We start from the raw sequence: 23,361 nt of genomic DNA, 5'->3' as shown, positions 1-23,361 counted from the left end.
CGCCGCTGCCGGAGTGTTGCGTTGCGGCAAGGCTGGTGCCGGCAGTCGCCTCCAAGTCATTGATCAGACAGCGATTTGTGTCGAGCTCGCAGACCCGGGCACGATGCCGCGCCGCGGCTTGATTTGTGACTTTCGTCACGCTAGCGTCCGGATCGTGTCACGCGGATGTGATCCGCGTCACACATCCGGGTGGCGCGTCTTTCCCGATGCGGAAGATTCGAGGCCAGAAAGGCCCGACGGGGGAGTGCGGCCAGGGGGCCCGGGGCAGGGAAGCAAGCACGGCCGGCTGACGGCCTCCTTTGCAACCATCTTTAATTCGGGGATCCAACACAGTGAGCAAGTACACACGCAAGCTCCGCCTGCGCGGCCTGGTCGTGGCCACCGCCATGGCCTTCGCCGGCTCGTCCGTGTCCGCGGCCGAGATCCATTTCGATGGCCTCCGCGACGGTGAGCGCTATGACCGCTTCATCGTCAAGTACCGCGACGGCGCGCCGGAAGCACAGAACGCCGCGGCCCTGCAGCGTGCCCTGGAGCGCGCCTCGGTCGGCGCCCAGCAGATGATCCAGGCTCAGCGCGCCCAGGCCGGCCGTATCGGCGCCGGGGACGCCAAGCCGCTGCAGATCGGCCACCTGCGCCGGCTGTCGGTCGGTGGCGAAGTGGTCCGCACCAACCGCAAGCTCAGCCGCGCCGAAGCCCAGGAGCTGATGCGCCAGCTGGCCGCCCATCCGAACGTCGAGTACGTCGAGGTGGACCAGCTGATGAAAGCGATCTTCACCCCCAACGACACCCGCTACAGCGAGCAGTGGGGTTACTTCAATGCCACCGGCGGCATCCGCGCCGACCAGGCCTGGGACGTCAGCACTGGCGCCGGGGTGGTGGTGGCGGTGCTGGATACCGGTTCCACCAACCACAGCGACCTGAACGGCAACACCATCGCCGGCTACGACATGATCAGCGACAGCACGGTCGCCGGCGACGGCAACGGTCGCGATTCCGATCCGTCCGACCCCGGCGACTACTACGGTGGCTACCCGTCCAGCTGGCACGGCACCCATGTCGCCGGCACCGTCGCCGCGGTGACCAACAACGCCAAGGGTGTCGCCGGCACCGCGTTCGGCGCCAAGGTGCAGCACGTGCGCGTGCTGGGTCGCGGCGGCGGCTACACGTCCGACATCGTCGACGGCATCACTTGGGCCTCGGGCGGCACCGTCAGCGGCGTGCCGGCCAACCCGACCCCGGCCGAGGTCATCAACATGTCGCTGGGTGGCAGCGGCTCCTGCTCCAGCACCTACCAGAACGCCATCAACGCGGCCGTGAACCGCGGCACCACCATCGTGGTGGCGGCCGGCAACAGCAACACCAACGTGTCCAATGCGGTGCCGGCGAACTGCCAGAACGTGATCGCGGTGGCGGCGACCGACATCAACGGATCCCGCGCCAGCTTCTCCAACTACGGTTCCGGCATCGACATCTCCGCCCCGGGCGTGAACATCCTCTCCACGCTCAACAGCGGCAGCACCTCGCCGGGCAGCGAGAGCTACGCTTCCTACAACGGCACTTCCATGGCGGCTCCGCACGTCGCCGGCGTGGTGGCGCTGATGCAGGCGGCGGCCAGCACCCCGCTGACACCGTCGCAGGTGGAGTCCATCATCAAGTCCACGGCGCGGCCGCTGCCGGGCTCGTGCTCGGGCGGTTGCGGCGCCGGCATCGTCAATGCCAAGGCGGCCGTGGATGCGGTGACCGGCGGCGGCGGCGACCCGGGTCCGGGCCCGAACGAGCTGACCAAGGGCGTGCCGGTCACCGGCCTGTCGGCCAGCACCGGCAACGACATCGTCTACACGATGACCGTGCCCTCGGGCGCCAGCAACCTGAGCTTCAGCATTTCAGGCGGCACCGGCGACGCCGACCTGTACGTCAAGTACGGCAGCGCGCCGACCGACAGCAGCTACGACTGCCGGCCCTACCTCAATGGCAACTCGGAAACCTGCAGCTTCGCCAGCCCGGCCGCCGGTACCTACTACGTCCGGGTGAAGGCCTATTCCAGCTTCTCCGGCGTCAGCCTGGTGGGCGACTACAGCACCGGCGGTGGCGGCAGTCCGCAGACCTACAGCAACGGCACCGATTACGCCATCAACGACCTCAGCACGGTGGAAAGCCCGATCACGGTGTCCGGTCGCAGCGGCAACGCCCCGAGCAGCACCTCGGTGGCGGTGGACATCCGTCACACTTACATCGGTGACCTGCGCGTGGACCTGGTGGCGCCGGACGGCTCGGTCTACAACCTGCACAACCGCAGTGGCGGCAGTGCCGACAACATCATCCGTACCTATACGGTTAACCTGTCCAGCGAGGCCCTCAACGGCACCTGGCGGCTGCGGGTGAGCGACAACGCCCGTCGGGACACGGGCTACATCAACAGCTGGAGCATCACCTTCTGACCCTCCGCGGCCAACGGTCGCAGTTCGGGAGACCCCGGCTTGGCGCCGGGGTCTTTTTTGTCGCCGTGCCGCCTAGCCGGCGGCCTCGAACCGGTTGGCGGCGACGTTCTTGCGGACCTTGAGCGGGTCCCAGATGCGGCCGTTCATGGCGATGTAGACGCCGGGCGGCTTGCTCTGCACGGCGCCCACCGCGGTGCCGATGTTGAACTCGGCGTCGGAACCCCGGAACCGGGCCGGATTGAGCGCGCCGGTCAGCACGATGGTCTTGTCCGGAATGCTGGCCAGTACCTTGGCGGTTTCGACCATGGTGTCGGTGCCGTGGGTGACCAGGACGTGCCTGGCCGGCTGGGCGGCAATGGCGGCGCGCAGCAGCTCGCGGTCCTCGGCGGTGATGTGCAGGCTGTCCTTGCGGATGATCGGGATGACCGTGTAGCGGAAAGCGACGCCCAGCTCGTCCAGGATGCGGCCGATCTGCGGCTCGCCGACCTGGTAGTCCGACTTGTCGTCGAAATACACCTTGTCGATGGTGCCGCCGGTGGTGACGATCAGCAGTTCATCCATGGCCCATTCTCCTCAGGCAGGGCGCGGATTATACGTCCCGGCTGCGGCCCGGAGCCCTGCCGGCCGCACGGGCGCGCAGGCCGTCCCAGCTGGCCGCCAGCACCAGTGCAGCGGCCAGGGCTGCTTCCGCCAGGGCCGGCACGCGCGCCGTCGGCGAGGCCCAGGCCTCCATCACGCCGTGGCTGAAAAGCAGCAGGGCAGCGACCGCGCCCCAGAAGAAGGCGGCAGGGCGCCGCGCCAGCAGCAGCAACAGGGCCGGCAGCATCGGCGACATGTGCAGGCCTGCCGCCAGCCAGGCCGGCATCCGCGCAGGCGGCGCCAGCCAGCCGTGCCACAACCAGGGCAGCAAGGCCAGACCGACGATGGCGGCGGCGGCGAAGCGCTTGGCCGGGCTCATGCCGACAGTTTCCGCGCCGTTTCGGCCAGGCGCCGACCCAAGGCACGGGCCAGCAGCCTTTCTTCGTCGGTCGGTTCGGTCTGGTCGTCGGCGCCGGCGACGTGGCTGGCGCCGTAGGGCGTGCCGCCGCTGCGGGTGCTGTTGAGCGCCGCCTCGGTGAAGGGAATGCCCAGCAGCAGCATGCCGTGGTGCAGCAGCGGCAGCATCATGCTCAGCAGGGTGGATTCCTGGCCGCCGTGCATGGTCGCGGTGGAGGTGAACACCGCCGCCGGCTTGCCTACCAGGGTGCCTGACACCCATTCCGCGCCCAGCCCGTCGAGGAAATGCTTCAGCGGTGCCGCCATGTTGCCGAACCGGGTGGGGCTGCCCAGGGCCAGGCCGGCGCACTCGGCCAGGTCGGCCCGGCTCACGTATGGAGCGCCGTCTTCCGGCACCGGCGGGGCGGCGGTCTCGGTGATGGGGGCCACCGGCGGCACGGTGCGCATGCGCGCCTGCATGCCGGGCACTTCGCCGATGCCGCGGGCGACGTGCCGGGCGAGCCGTGCCACCGAGCCGCCGCGGCTGTAGTAGAGGACGAGGATGTCTGCCATGACGCCAGTGTAGCCGGGCGCGGGCGGATCGGCGGCGTCGCGCGGCTTTGCGCTAGGCTTGGCGACCATGGCTCCGATCCAGACCCTGTATCGCTGGCTGGAACGCGTGGACCGGGAGCGCATCCGGTCCTTCGCCCGATTCCTGTGGTCGCGCTTCCTGGCCGACCGCTGCTTCGAGACTGCCGGCGCCCTGTCCTACACCTCGCTGTTCGCAATGGTGCCGCTGGCGATGGTGGTGTTCGGTGTGCTGTCGGCCTTTCCCGTGTTTGATCAGTGGGCCGACCGCCTGAGTGGCTTCGTGTTCTCCAACTTCGTCCCGGACGCCGCCAGGGTGGTGGAGGACTACCTGCGCGAGTTCGCCCTTGGCGCCCGCCGCCTGACCGTGCCGGGCATCGTTGCCCTGCTGGTGTCGGCGCTGCTGGCGATGTGGAGCGTGGAAAGCACCTTCAACCGGATATGGAGGGTACCGACGCCGCGGCCGAAACTGCTGCGTTTCCTGATCTACTGGACCCTGCTGACCCTGGGCAGCCTGCTGGCGGTCGCCAGCCTGGCGGTCACCTCCTACCTGTTCTCGTTGCCGGCGCTGAGCGGCGTCGAGGACATGGACTGGAGCCGGCGCCTGCTCGGCCTGCTGCCCAACCTGGTCGAGCTGGCGGTGTTCACTCTGGCCTACTGGCTGATCCCGCACCGTAGCGTCGGCTTCCGCTTCGCCCTGGCCGGGGGCCTGTTCGCCATGCTGCTGTTCGAACTGGCCAAGCGCGCCTTCGCCGCCTACCTGCTGGGCGTGCCCACGTACGAGCAGCTCTATGGCGCCCTGGCGGTCGTGCCGATCTTCATGATCTGGCTGTACCTGAGCTGGGTGGTGGTGCTGCTGGGCGCCAGCCTGGCGGCTTCACTGTCCGCGTTCCGTTACCAGCCGCGGGCCTTGCGCTTGCCGGCGGGGGCCGAGCTCTACGGCTATCTGCGCCTGCTCGGTCGCCTGCAGGCGGCCCGTCGCGAGGGCCGGGGCCTGCACCTGGCCGAACTGCAGCAGCGCGAACCCATGCTGACCGACGACCTGCTGCGGCACATGATGGCGGGACTGGCGGACCTGGGCATCGTCAGCCGCGCCGAGGACGGCGCCTGGCTGCTGGCCCGCGACCTGGACGGTGTCAGCCTGGGCGAACTGCACGAGCGGCTGGGCCTGCGCGTGCCCGGCCCCGGCCTGGTGCTGCCCGGGCACGACGACCCGATCGGTCGGGACGCCACCCGCGCGCTCGACCACCTGCGAGCGCCCCTGCAGCAACCGCTGGCCCGCAGCGTCGGCAGCTTCTTCACCACTTCCAACAGGGACGGATCCACTGCATGAACACGCGTTTTCCCGCCTCGGCGCAGGCGTTCGCCCTCGCCCTGGTTTTCGTGCTGTCCGCCTGCGGCGGTGCAGGCCCCGCGGATCAGTCAGGTCCCGCGGATCAGTCAGGCCCCGCTGCCTGCGCGGTTCCCGCCGGGGAAAATCCCGACCCCGAGCGGCCGCGCCTGGCCGTCACCACACTCGAGGGCGAGTGCTGGCGGATCGAGGACCGGCGCGGTCAGTGGGTGGTGGTCAATTTCTGGGCCACCTGGTGCAAGCCCTGCCTGAAGGAGATCCCGGACCTGCATGCCTTCGACACCGGGCGCGAGGACGTGAGCGTGGTCGGCCTGGCCTACGAGGAAATCGGTCCCGAGGACATGCGTGCCTTTCTGGCCAGCCTGCCCTCGGGACCGCCGGCCTACCCCATCGCCATCCTGGACGTCTACGCACCGCCGGCCGACTTCGAGACCCCGCGCGGCCTGCCCCTGACCTTCCTGATGGACCCGGAGGGCAGGGTGGCGAAGAAGTTCCTGGGGCCGGTGACCTCTCAGGACCTGGCCGAGACCATCGCCGCGACGGCGGCGGCCGCCGCCGACTGATTCCGCCGGGCGAACCGGCCGCGACGAAACGTGCCGCCGCCGCGCCGGGCCGTGACGCCGGTACCACGGCCGGCGCTAGGATGGCGGCAGACTTCCCAGGACCCTGCCGTGGCCGCCGCCTCCGAGGACACCCAGACCCGCCGCCTGTTCTGGTGGCTGCAGACCGGCGGCTGGGCCGGTTACGCCAGCCTGAGCTACCTGCAGGCTCTCGCCCATGGCAAGCCGCCGGGTTACTGGCGTTTGAGCGTGGGGGTGGCGATCGCCGGCTTCATCGTCACCCTGGGCGTGCGCGCGGTGCTGCGCAGGGCCTGGGGCCAGCCGCTGCGGGTGTTCATTCCGGTGGCGGCGCTGTGCGTGGCGGTGGCGACCGCCCTGGTCGGCAGCGCCTACGTGGGCCTGTTGCTGGACTGGTGCGGCGACGAATGCTGGCCGTCCAGCCGGCTGGGTTTCCTGGCGTCCGGCACCGGCCAGTTCTACGTGGTGCTGAGCTGGGTGGGTTTCTACGTCGGCCTGAAGTACTACCGGCAGCTGCAGCAGCAGACCCGCCAGGCCCTGGCCGCCAACGCCATGGCGCATCAGGCCCAGCTGAAGATGCTGCGTTACCAGCTCAACCCGCACTTCCTGTTCAACACCCTCAACGCCATTTCCACCCTGATCCTGGACCGGCAGAACGGCACCGCCAACCAGATGGTGCAGGGCCTGAGCGCCTTCCTCCGGCATTCGCTCGACAGCGATCCGATGCAGCGGGTGACCCTGAAGCAGGAGCTGGACGCGCTGAACCTGTACCTGGGCATCGAGCGGATCCGCTTCGCCGACCGTCTGCAGGTGGAGACCCGGATAGAACCGGAGTGCTACTCGGCCCTGCTGCCCAGCCTGCTGTTGCAGCCGCTGGTGGAAAACGCGATCAAGTACGCCATCGCCCGCATGGTCGAAGGCGGCCGCTTGCGCATCTCGGCATGGCGTCGCGAAGACCGGCTGGTGCTGCAGGTGGCCGACAACGGCCCGGGCATGGCCGGGCCGGAAGCGGCCGGAGCCGGCCACGCTTCCGGCAACGGCAACGGGGCCGGCGTCGGCCTGAAGAACACCCGCGAGCGCCTGCGGGTGCTCTACGGCGACCGCCAGTCGGTGGAGGTCGGCCGGGCGCCGGAGGGTGGCGTGCAGGTGAGCCTGGAGATTCCTTTCGAAACCGGAGGGGCGCCGCGGGAATGAGCCAGCGCATCCGTACCCTGGTGGTGGACGACGAGCCGCTGGCGCGACGCGGCCTGGAGTTGCGCCTGGCCGGGCATCCGGATATCGAGATCGTCGGCCAGTGCGGCGACGGCGCCTCGGCCATGAAAGCGGTATCGGAGCTGGCGCCGGACCTGATGTTCCTCGACGTGCAGATGCCCGGTCTGGACGGCTTCGGCACGCTGCGGGCGATTCCGGCGACGCAGATGCCGCTGGTGGTGTTCGTCACCGCTTTCGACCACTACGCCCTGCGCGCCTTCGAGTCCAGCGCCGTGGACTACCTGCTCAAGCCGGTGGACGACAGCCGCCTGCACCAGGCCCTCTACCGCGTGCGCGAGCAGATGGAACAGCGGGAAGCACAGCGCCACTGCGAGAGGCTGTTGCGCCTGCTGGGCGATCTCAGCGGCCGGCCGCTCAGTCTGGAAGAGGCGTTGCGGGCGCCGGGCGAACGCAAGTTGGGGCCGGGCGACCGGCTGAGCATCCGCGACGGCCAGAAGACCGTGCGACTGGAGCTGTCGAGCCTGCGCTGGGTGGATGCCGCCGGCGACTACATGTGCATCCACACCGACACCGAGACCTACGTGCTGCGGGCCACGATGCGCGAACTCGAGGAGCGGCTGGACCCGCGTCACTTCCCGCGCGTACACCGCTCCACCCTGATCAATGCAGCCAGGGTGGTGGCGATGCGTCCGCACCTGAACGGCGAGCAGTTCCTGACCCTGGACTGCGGCCACGAGATCAAGCTCTCGCGCAGTTACCGCGACCGCATTTCGCTGCTGCGCTGAAACGTTCCGGCGCGGACAGGAAACGTTCCGGCGCGACCCGTGACTTTGGTCATGCACGCCCTCGCGCGGGCGCGGGCATCGTGGCATCACCCCACCCGCAGCGCCCGCCCATGAAACTCACCGAAGCCTCGCTCGCCAATCCTGCCGCCGTCGTCGTGGTGGTGGCGCTGGCAATGCTGTTCGGCCTGCTGTCGCTGGCCGGGTTGCCGGTGCAGTTGTTTCCCGACATCGAGCGGCCGCAGATGACCGTGCAGGCCGGCTGGCGCGCCGCCTCGCCACAGGAGATGGAGGCCGAGATCGTCGAGCCGATCGAAGCGGTGCTGCAGGGTCTGCCGGCCCTGGAGGAAATGGAGGCGACGATCAACCCGGGCGGCGCCTGGATCAATCTCTCTTTCGCGGTCGGCACCGACATGGACGCCGCCCTGGTCGAGGTGCTGGCGCGCCTGAACCGGCTGCCGCCGCTGCCCCGCGACGCCACGCCGCCGCGGGTCGAACTGGGCTCGGACAACGCCAACGCCTCGTTGACCTATTTCTTCGTACAGCTGTTGCCGGGCACCTCCGGCGAAATCAACGATTACCGGCAGCTGATCGAGGACCGGGTGCTGCCCCGGTTGCTGGCGGTGGACGGCGTGGCCGGCGTGGATATCAACGGCGGCGCCACGGATGAACTGGCGATCGAGGTGGACCTGGGGATGGCCGCCGCGCTGGGCATTCCGCTGACCCAGATCGCCGAGGTCGCCGGCCGCGCCACCGACATCTCCGGCGGCAGCTTCGATGCCGGCCGCCGGCAGTACACCCTGCGGTTTGCCGGCCGCTACGCCCCCGAGCAGCTGGGCGAGCTGATCCTGGCCTGGCGTGACGGCCGGCCGGTCCGCCTGGCCGATGTCGCCAGGGTGCGCGTGCAACCGCCCGAGCAACGTTTTTTTGCCTACCAGAACGGCAATCCGGCCATAGGCCTGCGCATTCGCCGCGAATCCGGCGCCAACGTGCTGGCCACCCTGGACGAGGTCAAGCGGGTGGTCGCCGACATTCGCGAACGGGAGCTGGCACCGCTGGGCCTGGGCATCGAACAGAGTTTCGACGCCTCGCTGTTCATCAAGCGGGCGATCAACCTGCTCACCGGCAGCCTGGGCGCCGGCATCCTGTTGGCCGTCGCCTGCCTGTGGTGGTTCCTGCGCGACGGGCGCGCCACCGTGCTGATCGCCACCGCCATCCCGATCTCCCTGCTGGCCACCTTCATCGTGCTGCAGCTGAGCGGTCGCAGCCTCAACGTGATTTCCCTGGCCGGCCTGGCCTTCGCGGTCGGCATGGTGATGGACGCGGCGGTGGTGGTGGCGGAGAACATCGTCCGCCTGCGCGAGGCTGGCCTGCCGGCAGCGAAGGCGGCCCTGCAGGGCGCACGCCAGGTCGGCGGCGCGCTGCTGGCCTCGACCCTGACCACGGTGGCGGTGTTCCTACCGGTTATCTTCATGCGCGATGCCGAAGGCCAGTTGTTCGCCGATCTGGCCCTGACCATCTCGATCGCGGTCGGCATTTCCCTGCTGGTGGCGCTGACCGTGCTGCCGGCGGCGGCGGGCGGTTGGCTCAAGGGTGGGCGCGAGCGGCCGGCTTCGCCCTGGTACGCGAGGATCGCCGACTGGGCCCTGGCCGCCACCGGAACCCGCGCACGGCAGCTGGCCTGGGTGCTGGGCCTGGTGGCGACGCCCCTGCTGGCCGCCTGGCTGCTGCTGCCGCGGGTGGACTACCTGCCGCCGGTCAAGCGCGCGGCGGTGGACGCCTGGTTCAATTTCCCGCCCGGCATGAGCCCGGCGATCGTGGACCGCGAGATCGCCCAGGTGCTGCTGGAACGCATGAAGCCGTACATGGACGGGGAAAAGCAGCCGCAGCTGAGCAACTGGTACATCAACCTGTGGCCGAACGGCGGCACGCTCGGCGCCCGGGTGCGCGACGAAGAGCGGATCGGCGAACTGGAGCGGCTGGTGCGCGAGGAGGTCGTGGCCGGCCTGCCCGACACCCGCGCCTTCGTCGCCGAGGGCCACCTGTTCGGCGGATTCGGCGGCAGCAGCCGCGCCATTGCCATCCATCTGCAGCACGGCGACGGCGATGCCCTGGCCGAGGCAGCCGAGCTGGGCCGGCGTTTGCTGGCCGAACGTTTCCCCGGCGCCAACGTGCAATCCTGGCCCAATACCGACGCCGCCGAGCCGGAGCTGCGGGTCGGCCCCGATGATCGCCGCCTGGCCGAAGTCGGCTGGCGCCGGCCCGAGCTGGGTACGGTGATCCGGGTGCTGGGCGAAGGCGCCTGGCTGGGCGAGCACTTCGACGGCGAACGCCGGCTGCCGATCATCCTTCGCGCCGCCCGCGGCGAGGACGAAAGCGACCCGGAGCGGTTCGCCGCCGCGCCCTTGGCCACGCCCCTGGGTGGCGTGCTCAGCCTGGGCGAGCTGGCCAGCCTGCAAACCACCCTGGCTCCCAGCCAGTTGCGCCGGGTGGACCGTCGGCGCACGGTCAGCCTGACCCTGGATCCGCCGGCCGAGCTCTCGCTGGAGGAAGCGCTCGAGGTGGTGCAGCGCGAGCTGGTTCCGGCCTTGCGCCAGTCCCTGCCGGCCGATGCCGGTATCCGGGTGGCGGGCAGCGCCGACCGGCTCGGCGAAGTGGTGCGCAGCATGGCCGGAAATTTCGCCATGGCCTTGCTGGTGCTGTTCCTGCTGATGGCGGCGCTGTTCAAGTCGGCGCGCGACAGCGCCTACGTGATGGCGACGCTGCCGATGGCCCTTCTCGGCGGCGTACTCGGCCTGCGGGCAATGGCCCTGTTCACGCCGCAAACCCTGGACCTGCTGTCCATGATCGGCTTCATCATGCTGCTGGGCATGGTGATCAACAACGCCATCCTGCTGGTGGCGCAGGCGCGCGAGGCGCAGGCCGAAGGCATGGATCTGGATGCTGCCCTGGCGCAGGCCCTGTCGCAGCGCCTGCGGCCGATCCTGATCGCCACCCTCACCGGCGTATTCGGCGCCCTGCCGATGGCGGTCAATCCGGGGCCTGGCGCCGTCATCTACCGCGGCCTGGCCGCGGTCACCGTCGGCGGCGTGGCCCTGAGCCTGGTCTTCACCCTGGTGCTGGTGCCGGCCCTGATGCGCCTGGCCGACGGCCTGCGCCTGGGCCGCCGCCGGCCCGCCGGCGCCGTTGCCTCTTCCACGTCCGTCCGCGCCCCGGAGGTCCTGTCATGAACCGTGTCGTTCGCTTCGCCGTTTCTTTCCAGTTCCTGCTGGCCTGCGCTGGCGTGCCGGCGCAGGCACCGCCGACGCAGCCGCCGGCCCGGGTGCAGACGGCAGCCGTGGTGCAGGCGGAGTTCGCGCCGCTGCACTGGGCGCCGGGCACCGTCGCCAGCCGCGAGGATGCGCGGGTGGCCGCGGAAATCGGCGGCCGTGTGGTCGAGATCGCCGAGGTCGGCAGCGCCGTGCGCAAGGGCGAACCGCTGGCGCGCCTGGACGATGCCGAGTTCCGCCTGCGCGAGCGCCAGGCCCGCGCTGACCTGTCGCGCATCCAGGCCCAGCTCGACCTGGTGCGCAAGCAGGAAGAGCGCTACCTCACGCTGGTGCGCGACGGCGTCATCTCCGGCGCCCAGCTCGACCAGGTGATCGCCGAACGGCGCATGCGCGAACAGGATCTGGATGCCGCCCGGGTAGCGCTGGAGCAGGCCAGGCTGCGGTTGCGCCAAGCCCAGGTGCGCGCGCCCTTCGATGGCATCGTGGTCGAACGCCTGGTGGAGCAGGGCGAGTACCTGGCGCTCGGCGCGCCGGTGGCGCGCTTGGTCAACACCGGCGCGCTGGAGGTGCGCACCCGCGCGCCGGTCACCCTGGCCGGCCGCCTGCGCCCCGGCGACGGCGTCACCCTGCGGGTGGCGGGGCGCAGCAGCGCGCATCGCCTGGATGTGGTGGTGCCGGTGGGCGACGAAGCCTCGCGCCAGCTCGAACTGCGCTTCGCCCTGACGCCGGACCAGGCCGCGAAAACGGGGCTGGCGGTAGGCGCGGCGGTACAGGTCGGCGTGCCCAGCGACGAACCACGGCGGGCGCTAGCGGTGCCGCGTGACGCCCTGGTGATGCGCAAGGAGGGCACGCACGTGATGCGGGTGGCCGAGGGCGACGTCGCCCAGCGCGTGCCGGTGGATACCGGCGCCGCCGCCGGCGATCTGGTCGAGGTTCGCGGCGCATTGCGCGCCGGCGACCGGCTGGTGGTGCGGGGGAGCGAGCGTCTGCAGTCTGGCCAGCGCGTCAGCGTGGCCGACGGCGGCACGCCGGCGGCGGTGGCGGCGACGGCCAGGCCGCGGCCCTGAATCAGTAGCGGCCGCGGATCGGCTTCACCGGGCCGGCATAACGCTCGATTTCGGGCCTGCGGCGGAGCGGCGGCAACTCGATCGCCGGCGTCGGCACCTGGTGGTCGGGCAGACGGTCGAGCAGGTCGCGGATCAGGTTCAGGCGGCCGCGCTTCTGGTCGTTGAAGTCCACCACCGTCCACGGCGCCCAGGGCTTGTGGGTGGCGCGGAACATGGTGTCGCGGGCACGGCCGTACTCCACGTACTTCTCCCGGGCGGCCAGGTCGAGCGCGGAGAGCTTCCAGCGCTTGACCGGGTCGCTGCGACGCTCGGCGAAACGCTCCTCCTGCCGGGCCTGATCCACCGCAAGCCAGTACTTGAAAAGCAGGATGCCGTCGTCCACCAGCAGTTTCTCGAACACCGGCACCTGGGCCAGGAAGGCGCGCACCTGGGCCGGGCTGGCGAATCCCATGACCTTCTCGACCCCGGCGCGGTTGTACCAGCTGCGGTCGAACAGGGCGATCTCGCCGGCGGCCGGCAGGTGCGGCACGTAACGCTGGAAATACCATTGGCTCTGTTCGCGGTCGTTCGGCTTGCCCAGCGCCACCACCCGGCACTGGCGCGGGTTCAGGCAGGAGCGGATCGCCTCCACCGCGCCGCCCTTGCCGGCGGTATCGCGGCCCTCGAACAGCACCACCAGGCGCTTGCCGGTGTGGGCCAGCCAGCGCGCCATCCGGTTCAGTTCGACCTGCAGCGGCTCCAGGTGCTTCTCGTATTCCTTCCGCTTCATCTCCGCCGGCATGGCGCGTGTCCTCCCGGGGCTAGGATTCCCGCAGCCGCGGCCGCAGCATGGCCAGGTTGCAGGGCCGGGTGCGGGCGTCGAGCTGGGCGCGGATCAGCTTCTCCCAGCCGGTGCGGCAGGCCGAGGTGGAGCCGGGCAGGGCGAACAGGAAACAGCCGTTGGCCAGGCCGGCGAAGGCGCGCGACTGCAGGGTGGAGGTGCCGATCTCCTCGTAGCTGAGCGCACGGAACATCTCGCCGAAGCCCGGCATCTGCTTGTCCAGCAGTGGCTGCAGCGCCTCCGGGGTGCTGTCGCGGCCGGTGAAGCCGGTGCCGCCATTGACCAGGATGCCGTCCACCGCCGGATCGGCGATCCAGCGCGAGACGATCGCGCGCAACTGGTAGACGTCGTCGCGGACGAGGGCGCGCTCGTGCAGGCGGTGGCCGGCCTCGCCGAGCGCTTCGACGAGGTAGGCGCCGGAGCCGTCCTGCGCCAGGGTCCGGGTGTCGGAGACGGTCAGCACGCACAGCGAAAGCGGAATGAAGCCGGCGCCGGCGCTCATGCCGCCTCCGTCAGCAGTTTCAGTTCGTCGGCCTGGTGCTCGCGGGTCAGCCGGTCCACCAGCTCGTCCAGGTCGCCGTCCATGACCTGCGGCAGGGCGTACAGTGTCAGGCCCTCGACGCGGTGGTCGGTGATCCGGCCCTGCGGGAAGTTGTAGGTGCGGATGCGCTGGCTGCGATCGCCGCTGCCGACCTGCAACCGGCGCGATTGCGCCTGGGCGGCGGCCTGCTTCGATCGCTCGTCATCGAGCAGGCGCGCCTTGAGCAGGGCCATGGCCCGGGCCCGGTTCTTGTGCTGGCTGCGCTCGTCCTGGCACTCGACCACGATGCCGGTGGGCAGGTGGGTGATGCGGATGGCCGAGTCGGTCTTGTTGACGTGTTGGCCGCCGGCGCCGGAGGCGCGGAAGGTATCCACCTTCAGGTCGGCCTCGCGCACCTCGATTTCGTCGAGGTCCTCCAGCTCCGGCAGGATGGCCACCGTGGCCGCCGATGTATGGATGCGGCCCTGCGATTCGGTGGCTGGCACCCGCTGCACCCGGTGCGTGCCGGATTCGAACTTCAGGCGCGAGTAGGCGCCCTTGCCCTCGATGCGGGCGACGATTTCCTTGTAGCCTCCGTGCTCGCCCTCGCTGGCGGAGACGACTTCGACCCGCCAGCCCTTGCGCTCGGCGTAGCGGCTGTACATGCGGAAGAGGTCGCCGGCGAAGATCGCCGCCTCGTCGCCGCCGGTACCGGCGCGCACTTCCAGGAACAGGTTGGCCTCGTCGCGCGGGTCGCGCGGGACCAGCAACAGGGCCAGGCTCTCGTCCAGCCGCGCCAAGCGCTCGCGGGCGGCCTCGACCTCCGCCTCGGCCAGCTCCCGCAGCTCCGGATCGGCACGCATCGCTTCGGCATCCTGCAGGTCGCGCCGGGCGCGGGTCCGCTCGGCCAGGCCGGCGGCGATGGGCTGCAGCTGCGCGTATTCGCGCGAGAGTTCGCGGAATCGTTTGGCGTCGGCCAACACCTCCGGCTCGGCCAGCAGGCGGGCGACTTCCTCGTGGCGCTCGGCCAGGGTCTCGAGTTTGCGCAGCAGGCCTGGCGTCATCGCTGTCCGGCCTCGTCGTCGAGATAGAGCCGCTCGGCAGTGCGCAGCAGGTCCAGGTCGCCGTCCAGCGCCGCCCGGCGCAGGGCGCTGCTCGGCCCATGCAGCAGCTTGTTGGTCAACTGGTGCGCCAGCAGGCCCAGGACCTCCTCGGCCGGCTTGCCGGCGGCCAGTTGTTCGCGGGCGCGGGCGAGGGCCTCGTCACGGATGGCCTCGCCGCGGCTGCGCAGGCCGCGCAGCACGTCCTGCCGGCTCTGGGCCCGCCACCAGGCCATGAAGTGGCCGACCTGCAGGTCTATGATCGCTTCGGCCTGGGCCGCGGCTTCGCGGCGGGAGGCCCGGCTCTCCTCGATCACCTGCTCCAGGTCGTCCACCGTATACAGGTAGACGTCTTGCAGCTCGGCTACGTCGGCCGCGATGTCGCGCGGCACCGCCAGGTCGAGCATGAACATCGGCCGGTGCCGGCGCGCCTTCAGCGCCGCTTCGGCCATGTCCCTGCCGATCACCGGCTCGCGGGCGGCCGTGGCGGAAAAAACGATGTCGGCTTCCGGCAGGTGCCTGGGCAACTCGGTCAAGGGCAGGGCGTAGCCGCCGTGCCGGCTGGCCAGGGCCTGGGCATGTTCGAGGGTGCGGTTGGCGACCAGCAGGCGCCTGGCCCGCGCCTCCACCAGATGTCGCGCGGCCAGCTCGATGGTGTCGCCGGCGCCGACCAGCAGCACGGTGGCGCGGTCGAGTTCGCTGAACACCTGCCGGGCCAGGCGTACGGCGGCGAAGGCCACCGACACCGGCTGGGCGCCGATCCGGGTGTCGGTGCGCACCCGTTTGGCGACCGAAAAGCTCTGCTGGAACAACCGGTCCAGGGGCGTGCGCAGGGCCTTGCGTTCGCGCGCGGCCTGCCAGGCCTCCTTGACCTGGCCGAGGATCTGCGGTTCGCCCAGCACCAGCGAATCCAGGCCGGTGGCGACCCGGAACAGGTGCCGCACCGCCTCGTCCTCGCGGTGCTCGTAGACGTAGGCGGCCAGGGCCTCCGGGCCCAGGCCGTTGTGCCGGGCCAGCCAGTCCAGCAACGCCGCCTCACGGCCTTCGTCCACCCGGGCGTAGATCTCGGTGCGGTTGCAGGTGGACAGCAGGGCCGCCTCCTGCACGCCCGGAAGCGCCAGCAGGGCGTCCAGTGCCGCCGGCAGCCGGCCACCCTCCAGCGACACCTTCTCGCGCAGGGCGAGCGGTGCGGTCTGGTGGTTGAGGCCTAGCGCGAGCAGGGGCATGGGCAGGGCCGGCGCTCGGCGCGTTGCGCTAAGCTTGCGGCGGCTGGGTTCTCGTCCGGATTCCGGCGCCCATTCTAGCCTCTGCCTGCAGGAAGCCCATGCCCCGGCATCGTCCGTTCCCGCGACTGTCCATCCTGTTGCTGTGCCTGTCGCTTTCATGGCCGATGCAGGCGGCCGAGCGGGGACCGCTGCCGATCGGTGAACTGATGGCGGGCGAATTCGCCCTGCAGGAAGGCGACCTGGAAACCGCCAGCCAGTATTACCTTGCCGCGGCGCTGGCCTCGGACGATCCGGCCCTGGCCGAACGGGCGACCAGGATCGCCCAGGCGGCCGGCCAGCCGGAACAGGCCGCCCGCGCCGCGGCCCGCTGGCGGGAGCTGGCGCCGGAATCGCCGGCGATGCGGGGGCTGTCGCTGCTGCTGGCCTTGCAGCGCGGCGACCCGGAGCAGGCGACGGCCCTGGCGGAGGAGTTGCTGGACATGCCGGGAGAGCAGGGCTTCGCGACCCTGCTCGGCGGCTTGCGCGAGGCGGGCGGCGAGGCCGCGCCGGCGGCCCTGGACGTGTTGCGGCGACTGCGCGGGCATCCGGCCCTGCCCGAGGATCTCGCGGCCTGGTTGGCGCTGGCCGGGCTGGCGCGCCGCCTGGGCGACCGCGAGCTGTCGGATCGGTGGGTGGAAGACGGCATGCGGCGGTTCCCGGAGGACCCCCGGGCCAGGCTGTTGCAGGCCTCCGCCCAGCGCGAGGCGGGCGATACCGGCGGCGCCCGCGCCACCCTGGCCGGTTTGGGCGACCCCGCAGACCTGGCGCCGGACGTGTTGCGCCTGGCCGCCAACGAGCTGGCCCTGCTCGGGGATCCGCTCCAGGCGGCGCAGTGGCTGGCGCGGGGGCCGCAGGACGACGCCAGCTATCGCCGCCGGGCCGGCTGGCTGGTCCAGGCCGGCGATCGGGCCGGCCTGCAGGCGCTGTACGCCGAAGTCCGGGCCGAGGCGGCGGTGCCGCCACCCGCGCGCCGGCTGCTGTTGGGGCATCTGGCCGAAGCCTTGGGCCTCTGGGACGAAGCGGCAGAGTGGTACGACGGTTTGCCGATCGGCCAGGCCCGCCATTTGGCCCTGTTGCGCCGGGCCGGCGTGCTGGCGCGGCTGGGCAGGCATGAGGAAGGTGTGGCGGGCCTGCATGAACTGCAGGTGGACGAATCCGCCGACGGCGAGCTTCGCCGCGACGCCTACGTGCTGGAATCGGCCCTGCACGAAGCCGCCGGCGATCTGCCGGCGGCTAGGCGCTCGCTGGACCAGGGCCTGGCCGTGTTCGAGGACGACCCGGAACTGCTGTACGCCCGGGCGCTGGCGAACGAGCGGGCCGACCGCGTCGAGGAGGCGCTGGCCGACCTGCGTCGGCTGTTGCAGGACAATCCCGACGATGCCCGCGCCCTGAACGCCTACGGCTATACCCTGGCCGACCGGCGCGGCCGCTGGCAGGAGGCCCTGCCCTACATCGAGCGGGCCCTGGCGCTGGATCCGGACTCGCCCGCCACGCTCGACAGCATGGGCTGGGTGCTGTTCAGGCTGGGTCGCGGCGGCGAGGCGCTGGATTACCTGCGGCGCGCCTGGGAGGCCCACAAGGACGCCGAGATCGCCGCCCACCTGGGGGAGGTTCTCTGGGCGCTGGGCCGGCAGGCGGAGGCGCGGGCGATCTGGGAGCATGGCCGGCATCTGGATCCCGACAACCGGGCCATCAGGAGGGTGTACCGGGAGTTCAGTCCGTGAGCCGGATCTGGGCTGGATTCTTGCTGGGCCTGGTCCTGGCCGGTTGCGCCAGCCGGCCGGCGCGCGGACCGGAAGCGGACGAAGCGGCCTGGCTGGCGGCGCAGGCCGCCCGAGAGGCGCTGCTGGCGGAGAGCGGCGACTGGAGCTTTTCGGGAAGGCTGGCGGTCAGTGTCGCCGGCGAGGGCGGCAGCGGCCGGCTGGACTGGCGCCAGCAGGGCGACCAGGCCGAGGTCCGACTATCGGCGCCGGTGACCCGGACCAGCTGGCGGCTGTTGGTCTGGCCGGGTCTGGCCCGGCTCGAGGGCATCGAGGGCGGGCCGCAGGAAGGGCCGGATGCCGAGCGCCTGCTGCATGAGGCCCTGGGCTGGCCGATTCCGGTGGGGGCCATGGCCGACTGGGTGCGCGGCATGCGGGCGCCGGGGCCGGCCCGGATCGGCTTCGGGCCGGACGGCCTGCCGGCCTGGATAGAGCAGCAGGGCTGGCGGATCGAATATCGCGACTGGGACGGCGGCGAGCCGGCGCGTCCGCGGCGGGTGTTCGCCGAGCGGGGAGAGGCCCGCGTGCGCCTGGTCGTGGACCGGTGGGGCGGGCCGTGAGACCGGAAGGCGAAGGCTGGAGCGCCTGGCCGGCGCCGGCCAAGCTGAACCTGTTCCTGCGCATCCTCGGGCGGCGTGCGGACGGTTACCACTGCCTGCAGACCGTGTTCCAGCTTCTGGACTGGGGCGACACGGTCTGGCTGAAACCGCGTGAGGATGGCGAAATCCGTCGGGTCGGTCCCGCGTCCTATGCCGTGCCGGAAGCCGGGGATCTGGCGGTCCGTGCGGCGAAGATCCTCAAGGAAGCCGGGAAAGCCCGGCAAGGCGCGGACATTTTCGTCGAAAAGCGGATTCCTCTCGGTGGCGGTTTCGGCGGCGGCTCGTCGGACGCGGCGACCGTGCTGCTGGCGCTGGACCGCCTGTGGGGCCTGGATCTGGGCGCAGGCCGCCTGGCGGATCTGGGGCTGGCCCTGGGCGCCGACGTGCCGGTATTCGTCAGCGGCCGCAGCGCCTGGGCCGAGGGGGTGGGCGAGCGCCTGAGTCCGATGGCGCTGCCGCCCTCGGCCTATCTGCTGGTGGACAGCGGTGTCAGCGTGCCCACCGCCGAGCTTTTCCAAGCGCCTGATTTGACGCGGGATGCGCCGCCGGCGACAATGCACGACTTCGCTTCTGGCTCCGTGCTCGGCAATGCCTTCGAACCGGTGCTGCGCCGCCGTTCCCCGGCCGTGGCCGAGGTTCTGGACGTACTGGCGCAACTCGGTCCGGCGGCCTTGACCGGCACCGGCGGCGGCTGCTTCGTGCGCTTCGGCACACGGGCGCAGGCCGAGGCCGCAAGGGCGCGCCTGCCGCAGGCCTGGCGCGCCTGGGTGGCCGAGGGGGTGGCGGTGTCGCCGCTGCATCTCGCGCTGGCCCGCCGTTGAGCCCGGAGCGGACGAAACGACGTTGGGGCGTCGCCAAGCTGGCCTAAGGCACCGGGTTTTGATCCCGGCATTCGTAGGTTCGAATCCTACCGCCCCAGCCACCCGGTGCCGTCCGCGGCCCGACCTACAGCGCGCACAGGTTCACCGCCCATGAAGAAGGACAACCTGCTGGTGTTTTCCGGCAATGCCAACCGCCCGCTGGCGCTGGCGGTATGCCGGCAGCTGGGCATCCCGCTAGGCAAGGCGCTGGTGGGCAGGTTCTCCGATGGCGAGAGCCAGGTCGAGATCGAGGAGAACGTGCGTCGGCAGGAGGTGTTCGTGATCCAGCCGACCTGCGCCCCGACCGCCGAGAATTTCATGGAGCTGCTGGTGCTGATCGATGCGCTAAAGCGCGCCTCGGCCACCAATGTCACGGCGGTGGTGCCGTACTTCGGCTACGCCCGCCAGGATCGCCGGCCGCGTTCGGCGCGTGTGCCGATCACCGCCAAGGTGGCGGCCAGGATGTTCGACGCCGTGGGCACCGACCGGGTGCTGACGGTGGACCTGCATGCCGACCAGATCCAGGGCTTCTTCGACATCCCGGTCGACAACGTCTACGCCTCGCCGGTGTTGCTGGCCGACATCTGGCGCAACCAGGGCACCGACAACCTGATCGTGGTCTCGCCGGACGTCGGCGGGGTGGTGCGCGCCCGGGCCATCGCCAAGCGTCTGGACGATGCCGACCTGGCGATCATCGACAAGCGCCGGCCCAAGGCCAATGTCGCCACCGTGATGAACATCATCGGCGACGTGGCCGGCAAGACCTGCGTGCTGGTGGACGACATCGTCGACACCGCCGGCACCCTGTGCGCGGCGGCGGCGGCACTCAAGCAGAACGGCGCCCGCAAGGTGGTGGCCTACTGCACGCACCCGGTGCTCTCGGGCGCGGCCATCGCCAATATCGGCAACTCCCAGCTGGACGAGTTGGTGGTGACCGACACCATTCCGCTGTCGGAGGCGGCCCGGGCCTGCCCGCGCATCCGCCAGCTGAGCGTGGCCGAACTGCTGGCCGAAACCATCCGGCGCATCGCCTTCGGGGAATCGGTCAGCTCGCTGTACGTGGATTGAGGCGACGGGCATCCGGGATCGGCGCTGGCGCCAGCGCCGATCCCCGATTCCCGCCAGGGAACGACGCCGGGCCTGGTCGCGGGCTTGGCGGAACGCGCCGCAGGGCGCATCACAACCAAAGGCATTACGAACATGGCAAACATCGAACACAAGCTGGTCGCCAGCAGCCGCAAGGAAGAGGGGAAGGGTGCGAGCCGCCGCCTCCGCCGCAGCGGCCAGGTTCCGGCGATCGTCTACGGCGGCCACCAGGATCCGCTGAGCATCCAGGTCGAGCACAACCATCTGTGGCATGTGGCCCAGAACGAGTGGTTCTACTCCTCCATCCTCTCGCTCGAGGTGGACGGCAAGGTGCAGAAGGTCCTGCTGCGCGACATGCAGCGGCATCCGTACAAGCAGCAGATCATGCACCTGGACTTCCAGCGCATCTCCGAGAACGAGGCCCTGCGCGCCCGCGTGCCGCTGCACTTCCTGAACCAGGAGAAGTCGCCGGCCGGCAAGGCCGCCGGCGTGGTGGTCACCCACGAGCTCAACGAGGTCGAGGTCAGTGCGCTGCCCAAGGACCTGCCCGAGTACATCGAGGTGGACCTGTCGGACCTGAAGCTGGGCGACGTGATCCACCTGTCGCAGCTGAGGCTGCCGGCCGGGGTGACCATCCCCGCCCTGGCCCACGGCAAGGAGCACGACCTGGCGGTGGTGATCGCCAAGCACGCCCGTGTCGAGGAAGAGCCGGTCGAGGCGCCGGAGTCCGCCGAGGTGCCGGCCGCCAAGGTCGCCGCCAAGCCGGAAGGCGAGGGCGGGGACGCCAAGAAGAAGTGACCCGCGGCGCCGCCCCGGCCTTCGTCGGGGCGGTGCGGGGAAGCATCCGACGTGGCCTCGCTGCGACTCGTCGTCGGCCTGGGCAATCCCGGTGCCGAGCACGCCAGAACCCGGCACAACGCCGGGTTCTGGTTTCTGGACGCCCTGGCGGAAAGCGCCGGGGCGCGCTTTGGCCTGGAAGCGAAGCTGTTCGGCGAGACCGCCAGGGCCCACCTGGCCGGGCACGATCTCTGGCTGCTCAGGCCGGCCACCTGGATGAACGCTTCCGGACGTTCGGTGGCGGCGGCGCTGCGCTACTGGAAGATCGAACCGGAGCAGGCCCTGGTCGCCCATGACGAACTCGACCTGCCGCCCGGCACCGCCCGCCTGAAGTTCGACGGCGGCCACGGCGGCCAGAACGGCCTGCGCGACATCATCCAGCACCTGGGCCACGGCCGCTTCCATCGCCTGCGCCTGGGCATCGGCCACCCGGGTCACAAGGACCGGGTCACCCCCTGGGTGCTGGGCCGGCCCGGCCGGGACGACGAGGCGGCCATCTTGCGCGCGGTGGACGATGCGCTGGCGGTGTTGCCGCTGGCGGTCGCCGGCCAGTTCAACGAGGCGATGAAGCGTCTCCACACCCCGAAATCCTGAGGAATTCCCGCCCATGGGCATCAAGTGCGGCATCGTCGGCCTGCCGAACGTCGGTAAGTCCACCCTGTTCAACGCCCTGACCAAGGCCGGTATCGCCGCGGCCAACTTCCCCTTCTGCACCATCGAGCCCAATACCGGCGTGGTGCCGGTGCCGGATCCGCGCCTGCAGCAGCTGGCGGAGATCGTCAGGCCGGAGCGGGTGGTGCCGACCTCCTTCGAGTTCGTGGACATCGCCGGTCTGGTGGCCGGGGCCAGCAAGGGCGAGGGCCTGGGCAACAAGTTCCTGGCGCACATCCGCGAGGTGGACGCCATCGCCCACGTGGTGCGCTGCTTCGAGCATGGCGACATCGTGCACGTGTCCGGCCGGGTCGATCCGATCGCCGACATCGAGACCATAGACACCGAGCTGGCCCTGGCCGACTTGGAGTCGGTGGAGAAGGCCCTGGTTCGCGCCGAGAAGGAGGCCAAGGCCGGCAACAAGGAGGCCCTGGCCCGCAAGGAGGTGCTGTTGCGCCTGCGCGAGGGTCTGGACCAGGGGCGGCCGGCCCGGGCCCTGGGCCTGTCACCCGAGGACAGGGGCCTGGTCCGGGAACTGTTCCTGCTGACCCTCAAGCCGGTGATGTACGTGGCCAACGTGGCCGAGGACGGCTTCGGGGACAACCCCCACCTGAACCGGGTGCGGGAGCGGGCCGAGGCCGAGGGCGCCCAGGTGGTGCCGGTCTGCGCCGCGATCGAGGAGGAGCTGGCCCAGCTGGACGAGGCCGACCGGGGCGAGTTCCTGGCCGCCATGGGCTTGGACGAGCCGGGCCTGAACCGGGTGATCAGGGCCGGCTACGCCCTGCTGGGCATGCAGACCTACTTCACCGCCGGGGTCAAGGAGGTCCGGGCCTGGCAGGTGCGGAAAGGGGCGACCGCGCCGCAGGCGGCCGGGGTCATCCACAGCGACTTCGAAAAGGGCTTCATCCGGGCCGAGACCATCGCCTTCGACGATTTCATCCGCTACCGGGGCGAGGCCGGGGCCCGCGAGGCCGGCCGGCTGCGCCTGGAGGGCAAGGACTACGTGGTCCAGGAGGGAGACGTGCTGCACTTCCGGTTCAACGTCTGAGCGCCGGCACGGCCTTTGCATGAAAGCCGTTGACAATCAAGGAGCCCGCCGCGAGAATTACGGGCTCCCCAGCGGAGGGATACCCAAGCGGCCAACGGGGGCAGACTGTAAATCTGCTGGCTTACGCCTTCGGTGGTTCGAATCCACCTCCCTCCACCAGCTTTGCGGAAGCGGAAACGGTTTCGCAGGGCGGGAGTAGTTCAATGGTAGAACCTCAGCCTTCCAAGCTGATCATGCGGGTTCGATTCCCGTCTCCCGCTCCATTGGATCGACAGGCAACACCGAAAAACCGAATTCCGCTCATGTAGCTCAGTCGGTAGAGCACTTCCTTGGTAAGGAAGAGGTCGCTGGTTCGATTCCAGTCATGAGCACCAGACCCCCGGCCCTGGGCCGGCAGCCAACCACCTTGAATCCACCGGGTAATCGCAATGTCCAAGGAAAAGTTCGAGCGCAAGAAGCCGCACGTGAACGTGGGCACCATTGGTCACGTGGACCACGGCAAGACGACGCTGACGGCGGCGCTGACGAAGGTAGGGGCCGAGCGTTTTGGTGGCG

The 23,361-nt window shown here is 70.5% G+C and carries 22 protein-coding genes, 4 tRNA genes and 1 pseudogene; 20 read left to right on the top strand and 7 right to left on the bottom strand.

Features of this window, described 5'->3' with window-relative positions; all coding sequences use genetic code 11:
• Positions 1–386 precede the first annotated feature (386 nt).
• Together F0415_RS10505 and F0415_RS12725 are read left to right on the top strand one after the other, a co-directional pair.
• Positions 387–2,075, top strand: a pseudogene (locus F0415_RS10505) (S8 family peptidase); the annotation flags it as partial.
• Entirely contained in the window at positions 2,064–2,438 is a 375-nt protein-coding gene (locus tag F0415_RS12725) for a proprotein convertase P-domain-containing protein (protein WP_246149943.1), read from the top strand. The pseudogene F0415_RS10505 and the gene F0415_RS12725, both read left to right, overlap by 12 nt.
• Before the next feature lie 72 nt (positions 2,439–2,510).
• Here the strand turns inward: F0415_RS12725 and F0415_RS10500 are convergent, their stop codons facing one another.
• From F0415_RS10500 to wrbA, 3 genes are read right to left on the bottom strand one after another with little or no spacing between them, the layout of a single operon-like run.
• Positions 2,511–2,999 carry an asparaginase domain-containing protein gene (locus F0415_RS10500; RefSeq protein ID WP_149861174.1) on the bottom strand — a complete coding sequence of 163 codons (489 nt, stop codon included), beginning with the start codon at positions 2,997–2,999 and terminating at the stop codon, positions 2,511–2,513.
• 28 nt (positions 3,000–3,027) lie between these two features.
• Positions 3,028–3,396 carry a DUF2069 domain-containing protein gene (locus tag F0415_RS10495; protein WP_149861173.1) on the bottom strand — a complete coding sequence of 123 codons (369 nt, stop codon included), beginning with the start codon at positions 3,394–3,396 and terminating at the stop codon, positions 3,028–3,030.
• Positions 3,393–3,986 carry an NAD(P)H:quinone oxidoreductase gene (gene wrbA / locus F0415_RS10490; RefSeq protein ID WP_149861172.1) on the bottom strand — a complete coding sequence of 198 codons (594 nt, stop codon included), beginning with the start codon at positions 3,984–3,986 and terminating at the stop codon, positions 3,393–3,395. Before wrbA ends, F0415_RS10495 begins: the two co-directional genes overlap by 4 nt.
• Before the next feature lie 67 nt (positions 3,987–4,053).
• Here wrbA and F0415_RS10485 point away from each other — a divergent pair, with 67 nt between their 5' ends.
• From F0415_RS10485 to F0415_RS10460, 6 genes are all read left to right on the top strand, one after another.
• A complete protein-coding gene (locus F0415_RS10485; RefSeq protein WP_149861171.1) occupies positions 4,054–5,334 on the top strand; it encodes a YihY family inner membrane protein in 1,281 nt (426 codons plus the stop codon).
• Positions 5,331–5,915: a TlpA disulfide reductase family protein gene (locus tag F0415_RS10480; RefSeq protein WP_149861170.1), complete on the top strand. Its 585-nt coding sequence runs from the start codon at positions 5,331–5,333 to the stop codon at positions 5,913–5,915. The genes F0415_RS10485 and F0415_RS10480 overlap by 4 nt, the downstream gene beginning before the upstream one ends.
• A gap of 108 nt (positions 5,916–6,023) precedes the next feature.
• Positions 6,024–7,124 (top strand): sensor histidine kinase, encoded by a 1,101-nt coding sequence (locus F0415_RS10475; RefSeq protein WP_149861169.1) that lies wholly within the window; start codon positions 6,024–6,026, stop codon positions 7,122–7,124.
• Positions 7,121–7,927 carry a LytR/AlgR family response regulator transcription factor gene (locus F0415_RS10470; protein WP_149861168.1) on the top strand — a complete coding sequence of 269 codons (807 nt, stop codon included), beginning with the start codon at positions 7,121–7,123 and terminating at the stop codon, positions 7,925–7,927. Before F0415_RS10475 ends, F0415_RS10470 begins: the two co-directional genes overlap by 4 nt.
• 110 nt (positions 7,928–8,037) lie before the next feature.
• Entirely contained in the window at positions 8,038–11,154 is a 3,117-nt protein-coding gene (locus F0415_RS10465; RefSeq protein WP_149861167.1) for an efflux RND transporter permease subunit, read from the top strand.
• A complete protein-coding gene (locus F0415_RS10460) occupies positions 11,151–12,260 on the top strand; it encodes an efflux RND transporter periplasmic adaptor subunit (RefSeq protein WP_149861166.1) in 1,110 nt (369 codons plus the stop codon). Before F0415_RS10465 ends, F0415_RS10460 begins: the two co-directional genes overlap by 4 nt.
• Position 12,261: 1 nt before the next feature.
• On the opposite strand, the gene ppk2 is transcribed toward F0415_RS10460, so the two are convergent.
• From ppk2 to hemA, 4 genes are read right to left on the bottom strand one after another with little or no spacing between them, the layout of a single operon-like run.
• Positions 12,262–13,041, bottom strand: a complete 780-nt coding sequence (gene ppk2, locus F0415_RS10455; protein ID WP_149861165.1) for a polyphosphate kinase 2 — start codon at positions 13,039–13,041, stop codon at positions 12,262–12,264.
• 19 nt (positions 13,042–13,060) lie between these two features.
• Positions 13,061–13,582 (bottom strand): molybdenum cofactor biosynthesis protein B, encoded by a 522-nt coding sequence (moaB, locus tag F0415_RS10450; RefSeq protein WP_149861164.1) that lies wholly within the window; start codon positions 13,580–13,582, stop codon positions 13,061–13,063.
• A complete protein-coding gene (gene prfA, locus F0415_RS10445; RefSeq protein ID WP_149861163.1) occupies positions 13,579–14,664 on the bottom strand; it encodes a peptide chain release factor 1 in 1,086 nt (361 codons plus the stop codon). Before prfA ends, moaB begins: the two co-directional genes overlap by 4 nt.
• On the bottom strand, positions 14,661–15,926 hold the full coding sequence (gene hemA / locus F0415_RS10440) for a glutamyl-tRNA reductase (protein WP_149861162.1): 1,266 nt from the start codon (positions 15,924–15,926) through the stop codon (positions 14,661–14,663). The genes prfA and hemA overlap by 4 nt, the downstream gene beginning before the upstream one ends.
• Positions 15,927–16,024: 98 nt before the next feature.
• Here hemA and F0415_RS10435 point away from each other — a divergent pair, with 98 nt between their 5' ends.
• The 12 genes from F0415_RS10435 to F0415_RS10380 all read left to right on the top strand — a co-directional run.
• A complete protein-coding gene (locus F0415_RS10435; protein ID WP_149861161.1) occupies positions 16,025–17,689 on the top strand; it encodes a tetratricopeptide repeat protein in 1,665 nt (554 codons plus the stop codon).
• Positions 17,686–18,285: a lipoprotein insertase outer membrane protein LolB gene (gene lolB / locus F0415_RS10430; RefSeq protein WP_149861160.1), complete on the top strand. Its 600-nt coding sequence runs from the start codon at positions 17,686–17,688 to the stop codon at positions 18,283–18,285. Before F0415_RS10435 ends, lolB begins: the two co-directional genes overlap by 4 nt.
• Positions 18,282–19,145, top strand: a complete 864-nt coding sequence (gene ispE, locus F0415_RS10425; protein ID WP_149861159.1) for a 4-(cytidine 5'-diphospho)-2-C-methyl-D-erythritol kinase — start codon at positions 18,282–18,284, stop codon at positions 19,143–19,145. The genes lolB and ispE overlap by 4 nt, the downstream gene beginning before the upstream one ends.
• A 23-nt stretch (positions 19,146–19,168) precedes the next feature.
• Positions 19,169–19,246: transfer RNA gene (locus F0415_RS10420), tRNA-Gln, on the top strand.
• 49 nt (positions 19,247–19,295) lie between these two features.
• Positions 19,296–20,252 (top strand): ribose-phosphate diphosphokinase, encoded by a 957-nt coding sequence (locus F0415_RS10415; RefSeq protein ID WP_149861158.1) that lies wholly within the window; start codon positions 19,296–19,298, stop codon positions 20,250–20,252.
• Between the two features lie 132 nt (positions 20,253–20,384).
• Complete coding sequence (locus tag F0415_RS10410; RefSeq protein ID WP_149861157.1) at positions 20,385–21,068, top strand: 50S ribosomal protein L25/general stress protein Ctc; 684 nt, start codon at positions 20,385–20,387, stop codon at positions 21,066–21,068.
• Between the two features lie 51 nt (positions 21,069–21,119).
• On the top strand, positions 21,120–21,701 hold the full coding sequence (pth, locus tag F0415_RS10405) for an aminoacyl-tRNA hydrolase (protein ID WP_149861156.1): 582 nt from the start codon (positions 21,120–21,122) through the stop codon (positions 21,699–21,701).
• Positions 21,702–21,714: 13 nt separating this feature from the next.
• Complete coding sequence (gene ychF / locus F0415_RS10400; RefSeq protein WP_149861155.1) at positions 21,715–22,806, top strand: redox-regulated ATPase YchF; 1,092 nt, start codon at positions 21,715–21,717, stop codon at positions 22,804–22,806.
• Between the two features lie 73 nt (positions 22,807–22,879).
• A tRNA-Tyr gene (locus tag F0415_RS10395) sits at positions 22,880–22,965 on the top strand.
• Positions 22,966–22,995: 30 nt separating this feature from the next.
• Positions 22,996–23,069 (top strand) — tRNA-Gly (locus F0415_RS10390).
• 35 nt (positions 23,070–23,104) lie between these two features.
• Positions 23,105–23,180: transfer RNA gene (locus F0415_RS10385), tRNA-Thr, on the top strand.
• A 54-nt stretch (positions 23,181–23,234) separates the two neighbouring features.
• Positions 23,235–23,361 (top strand): GTP-binding protein (locus F0415_RS10380; RefSeq protein ID WP_231698746.1); only part of this gene is annotated, 127 nt, incomplete at its 3' end.

Origin of the sequence: Arenimonas fontis (genome assembly GCF_008386465.1) — a bacterium.
Taxonomy (GTDB): Bacteria; Pseudomonadota; Gammaproteobacteria; order Xanthomonadales; family Xanthomonadaceae; genus Arenimonas; species Arenimonas fontis.
The sequence above is the reverse complement of the archived record's forward strand: the minus strand, read 5'-3'. Positions and strand labels throughout refer to the sequence as shown.

Coding starts and splice junctions, on each gene's coding strand:
- F0415_RS10435 (WP_149861161.1), top strand. CDS start 16,025: ATGCCCCGGCATCGTCCGTTCCCGCGACTGTCCATCCTGTTGCTGTGC.
- F0415_RS10485 (WP_149861171.1), top strand. CDS start 4,054: ATGGCTCCGATCCAGACCCTGTATCGCTGGCTGGAACGCGTGGACCGG.
- F0415_RS10460 (WP_149861166.1), top strand. CDS start 11,151: ATGAACCGTGTCGTTCGCTTCGCCGTTTCTTTCCAGTTCCTGCTGGCC.
- F0415_RS10500 (WP_149861174.1), bottom strand. CDS start 2,999: ATGGATGAACTGCTGATCGTCACCACCGGCGGCACCATCGACAAGGTG.
- ppk2 (WP_149861165.1), bottom strand. CDS start 13,041: ATGCCGGCGGAGATGAAGCGGAAGGAATACGAGAAGCACCTGGAGCCG.
- hemA (WP_149861162.1), bottom strand. CDS start 15,926: ATGCCCCTGCTCGCGCTAGGCCTCAACCACCAGACCGCACCGCTCGCC.
- moaB (WP_149861164.1), bottom strand. CDS start 13,582: ATGAGCGCCGGCGCCGGCTTCATTCCGCTTTCGCTGTGCGTGCTGACC.
- F0415_RS10495 (WP_149861173.1), bottom strand. CDS start 3,396: ATGAGCCCGGCCAAGCGCTTCGCCGCCGCCGCCATCGTCGGTCTGGCC.
- F0415_RS10480 (WP_149861170.1), top strand. CDS start 5,331: ATGAACACGCGTTTTCCCGCCTCGGCGCAGGCGTTCGCCCTCGCCCTG.
- ychF (WP_149861155.1), top strand. CDS start 21,715: ATGGGCATCAAGTGCGGCATCGTCGGCCTGCCGAACGTCGGTAAGTCC.
- F0415_RS10410 (WP_149861157.1), top strand. CDS start 20,385: ATGGCAAACATCGAACACAAGCTGGTCGCCAGCAGCCGCAAGGAAGAG.
- F0415_RS10465 (WP_149861167.1), top strand. CDS start 8,038: ATGAAACTCACCGAAGCCTCGCTCGCCAATCCTGCCGCCGTCGTCGTG.
- F0415_RS10470 (WP_149861168.1), top strand. CDS start 7,121: ATGAGCCAGCGCATCCGTACCCTGGTGGTGGACGACGAGCCGCTGGCG.
- wrbA (WP_149861172.1), bottom strand. CDS start 3,986: ATGGCAGACATCCTCGTCCTCTACTACAGCCGCGGCGGCTCGGTGGCA.
- prfA (WP_149861163.1), bottom strand. CDS start 14,664: ATGACGCCAGGCCTGCTGCGCAAACTCGAGACCCTGGCCGAGCGCCAC.
- F0415_RS10415 (WP_149861158.1), top strand. CDS start 19,296: ATGAAGAAGGACAACCTGCTGGTGTTTTCCGGCAATGCCAACCGCCCG.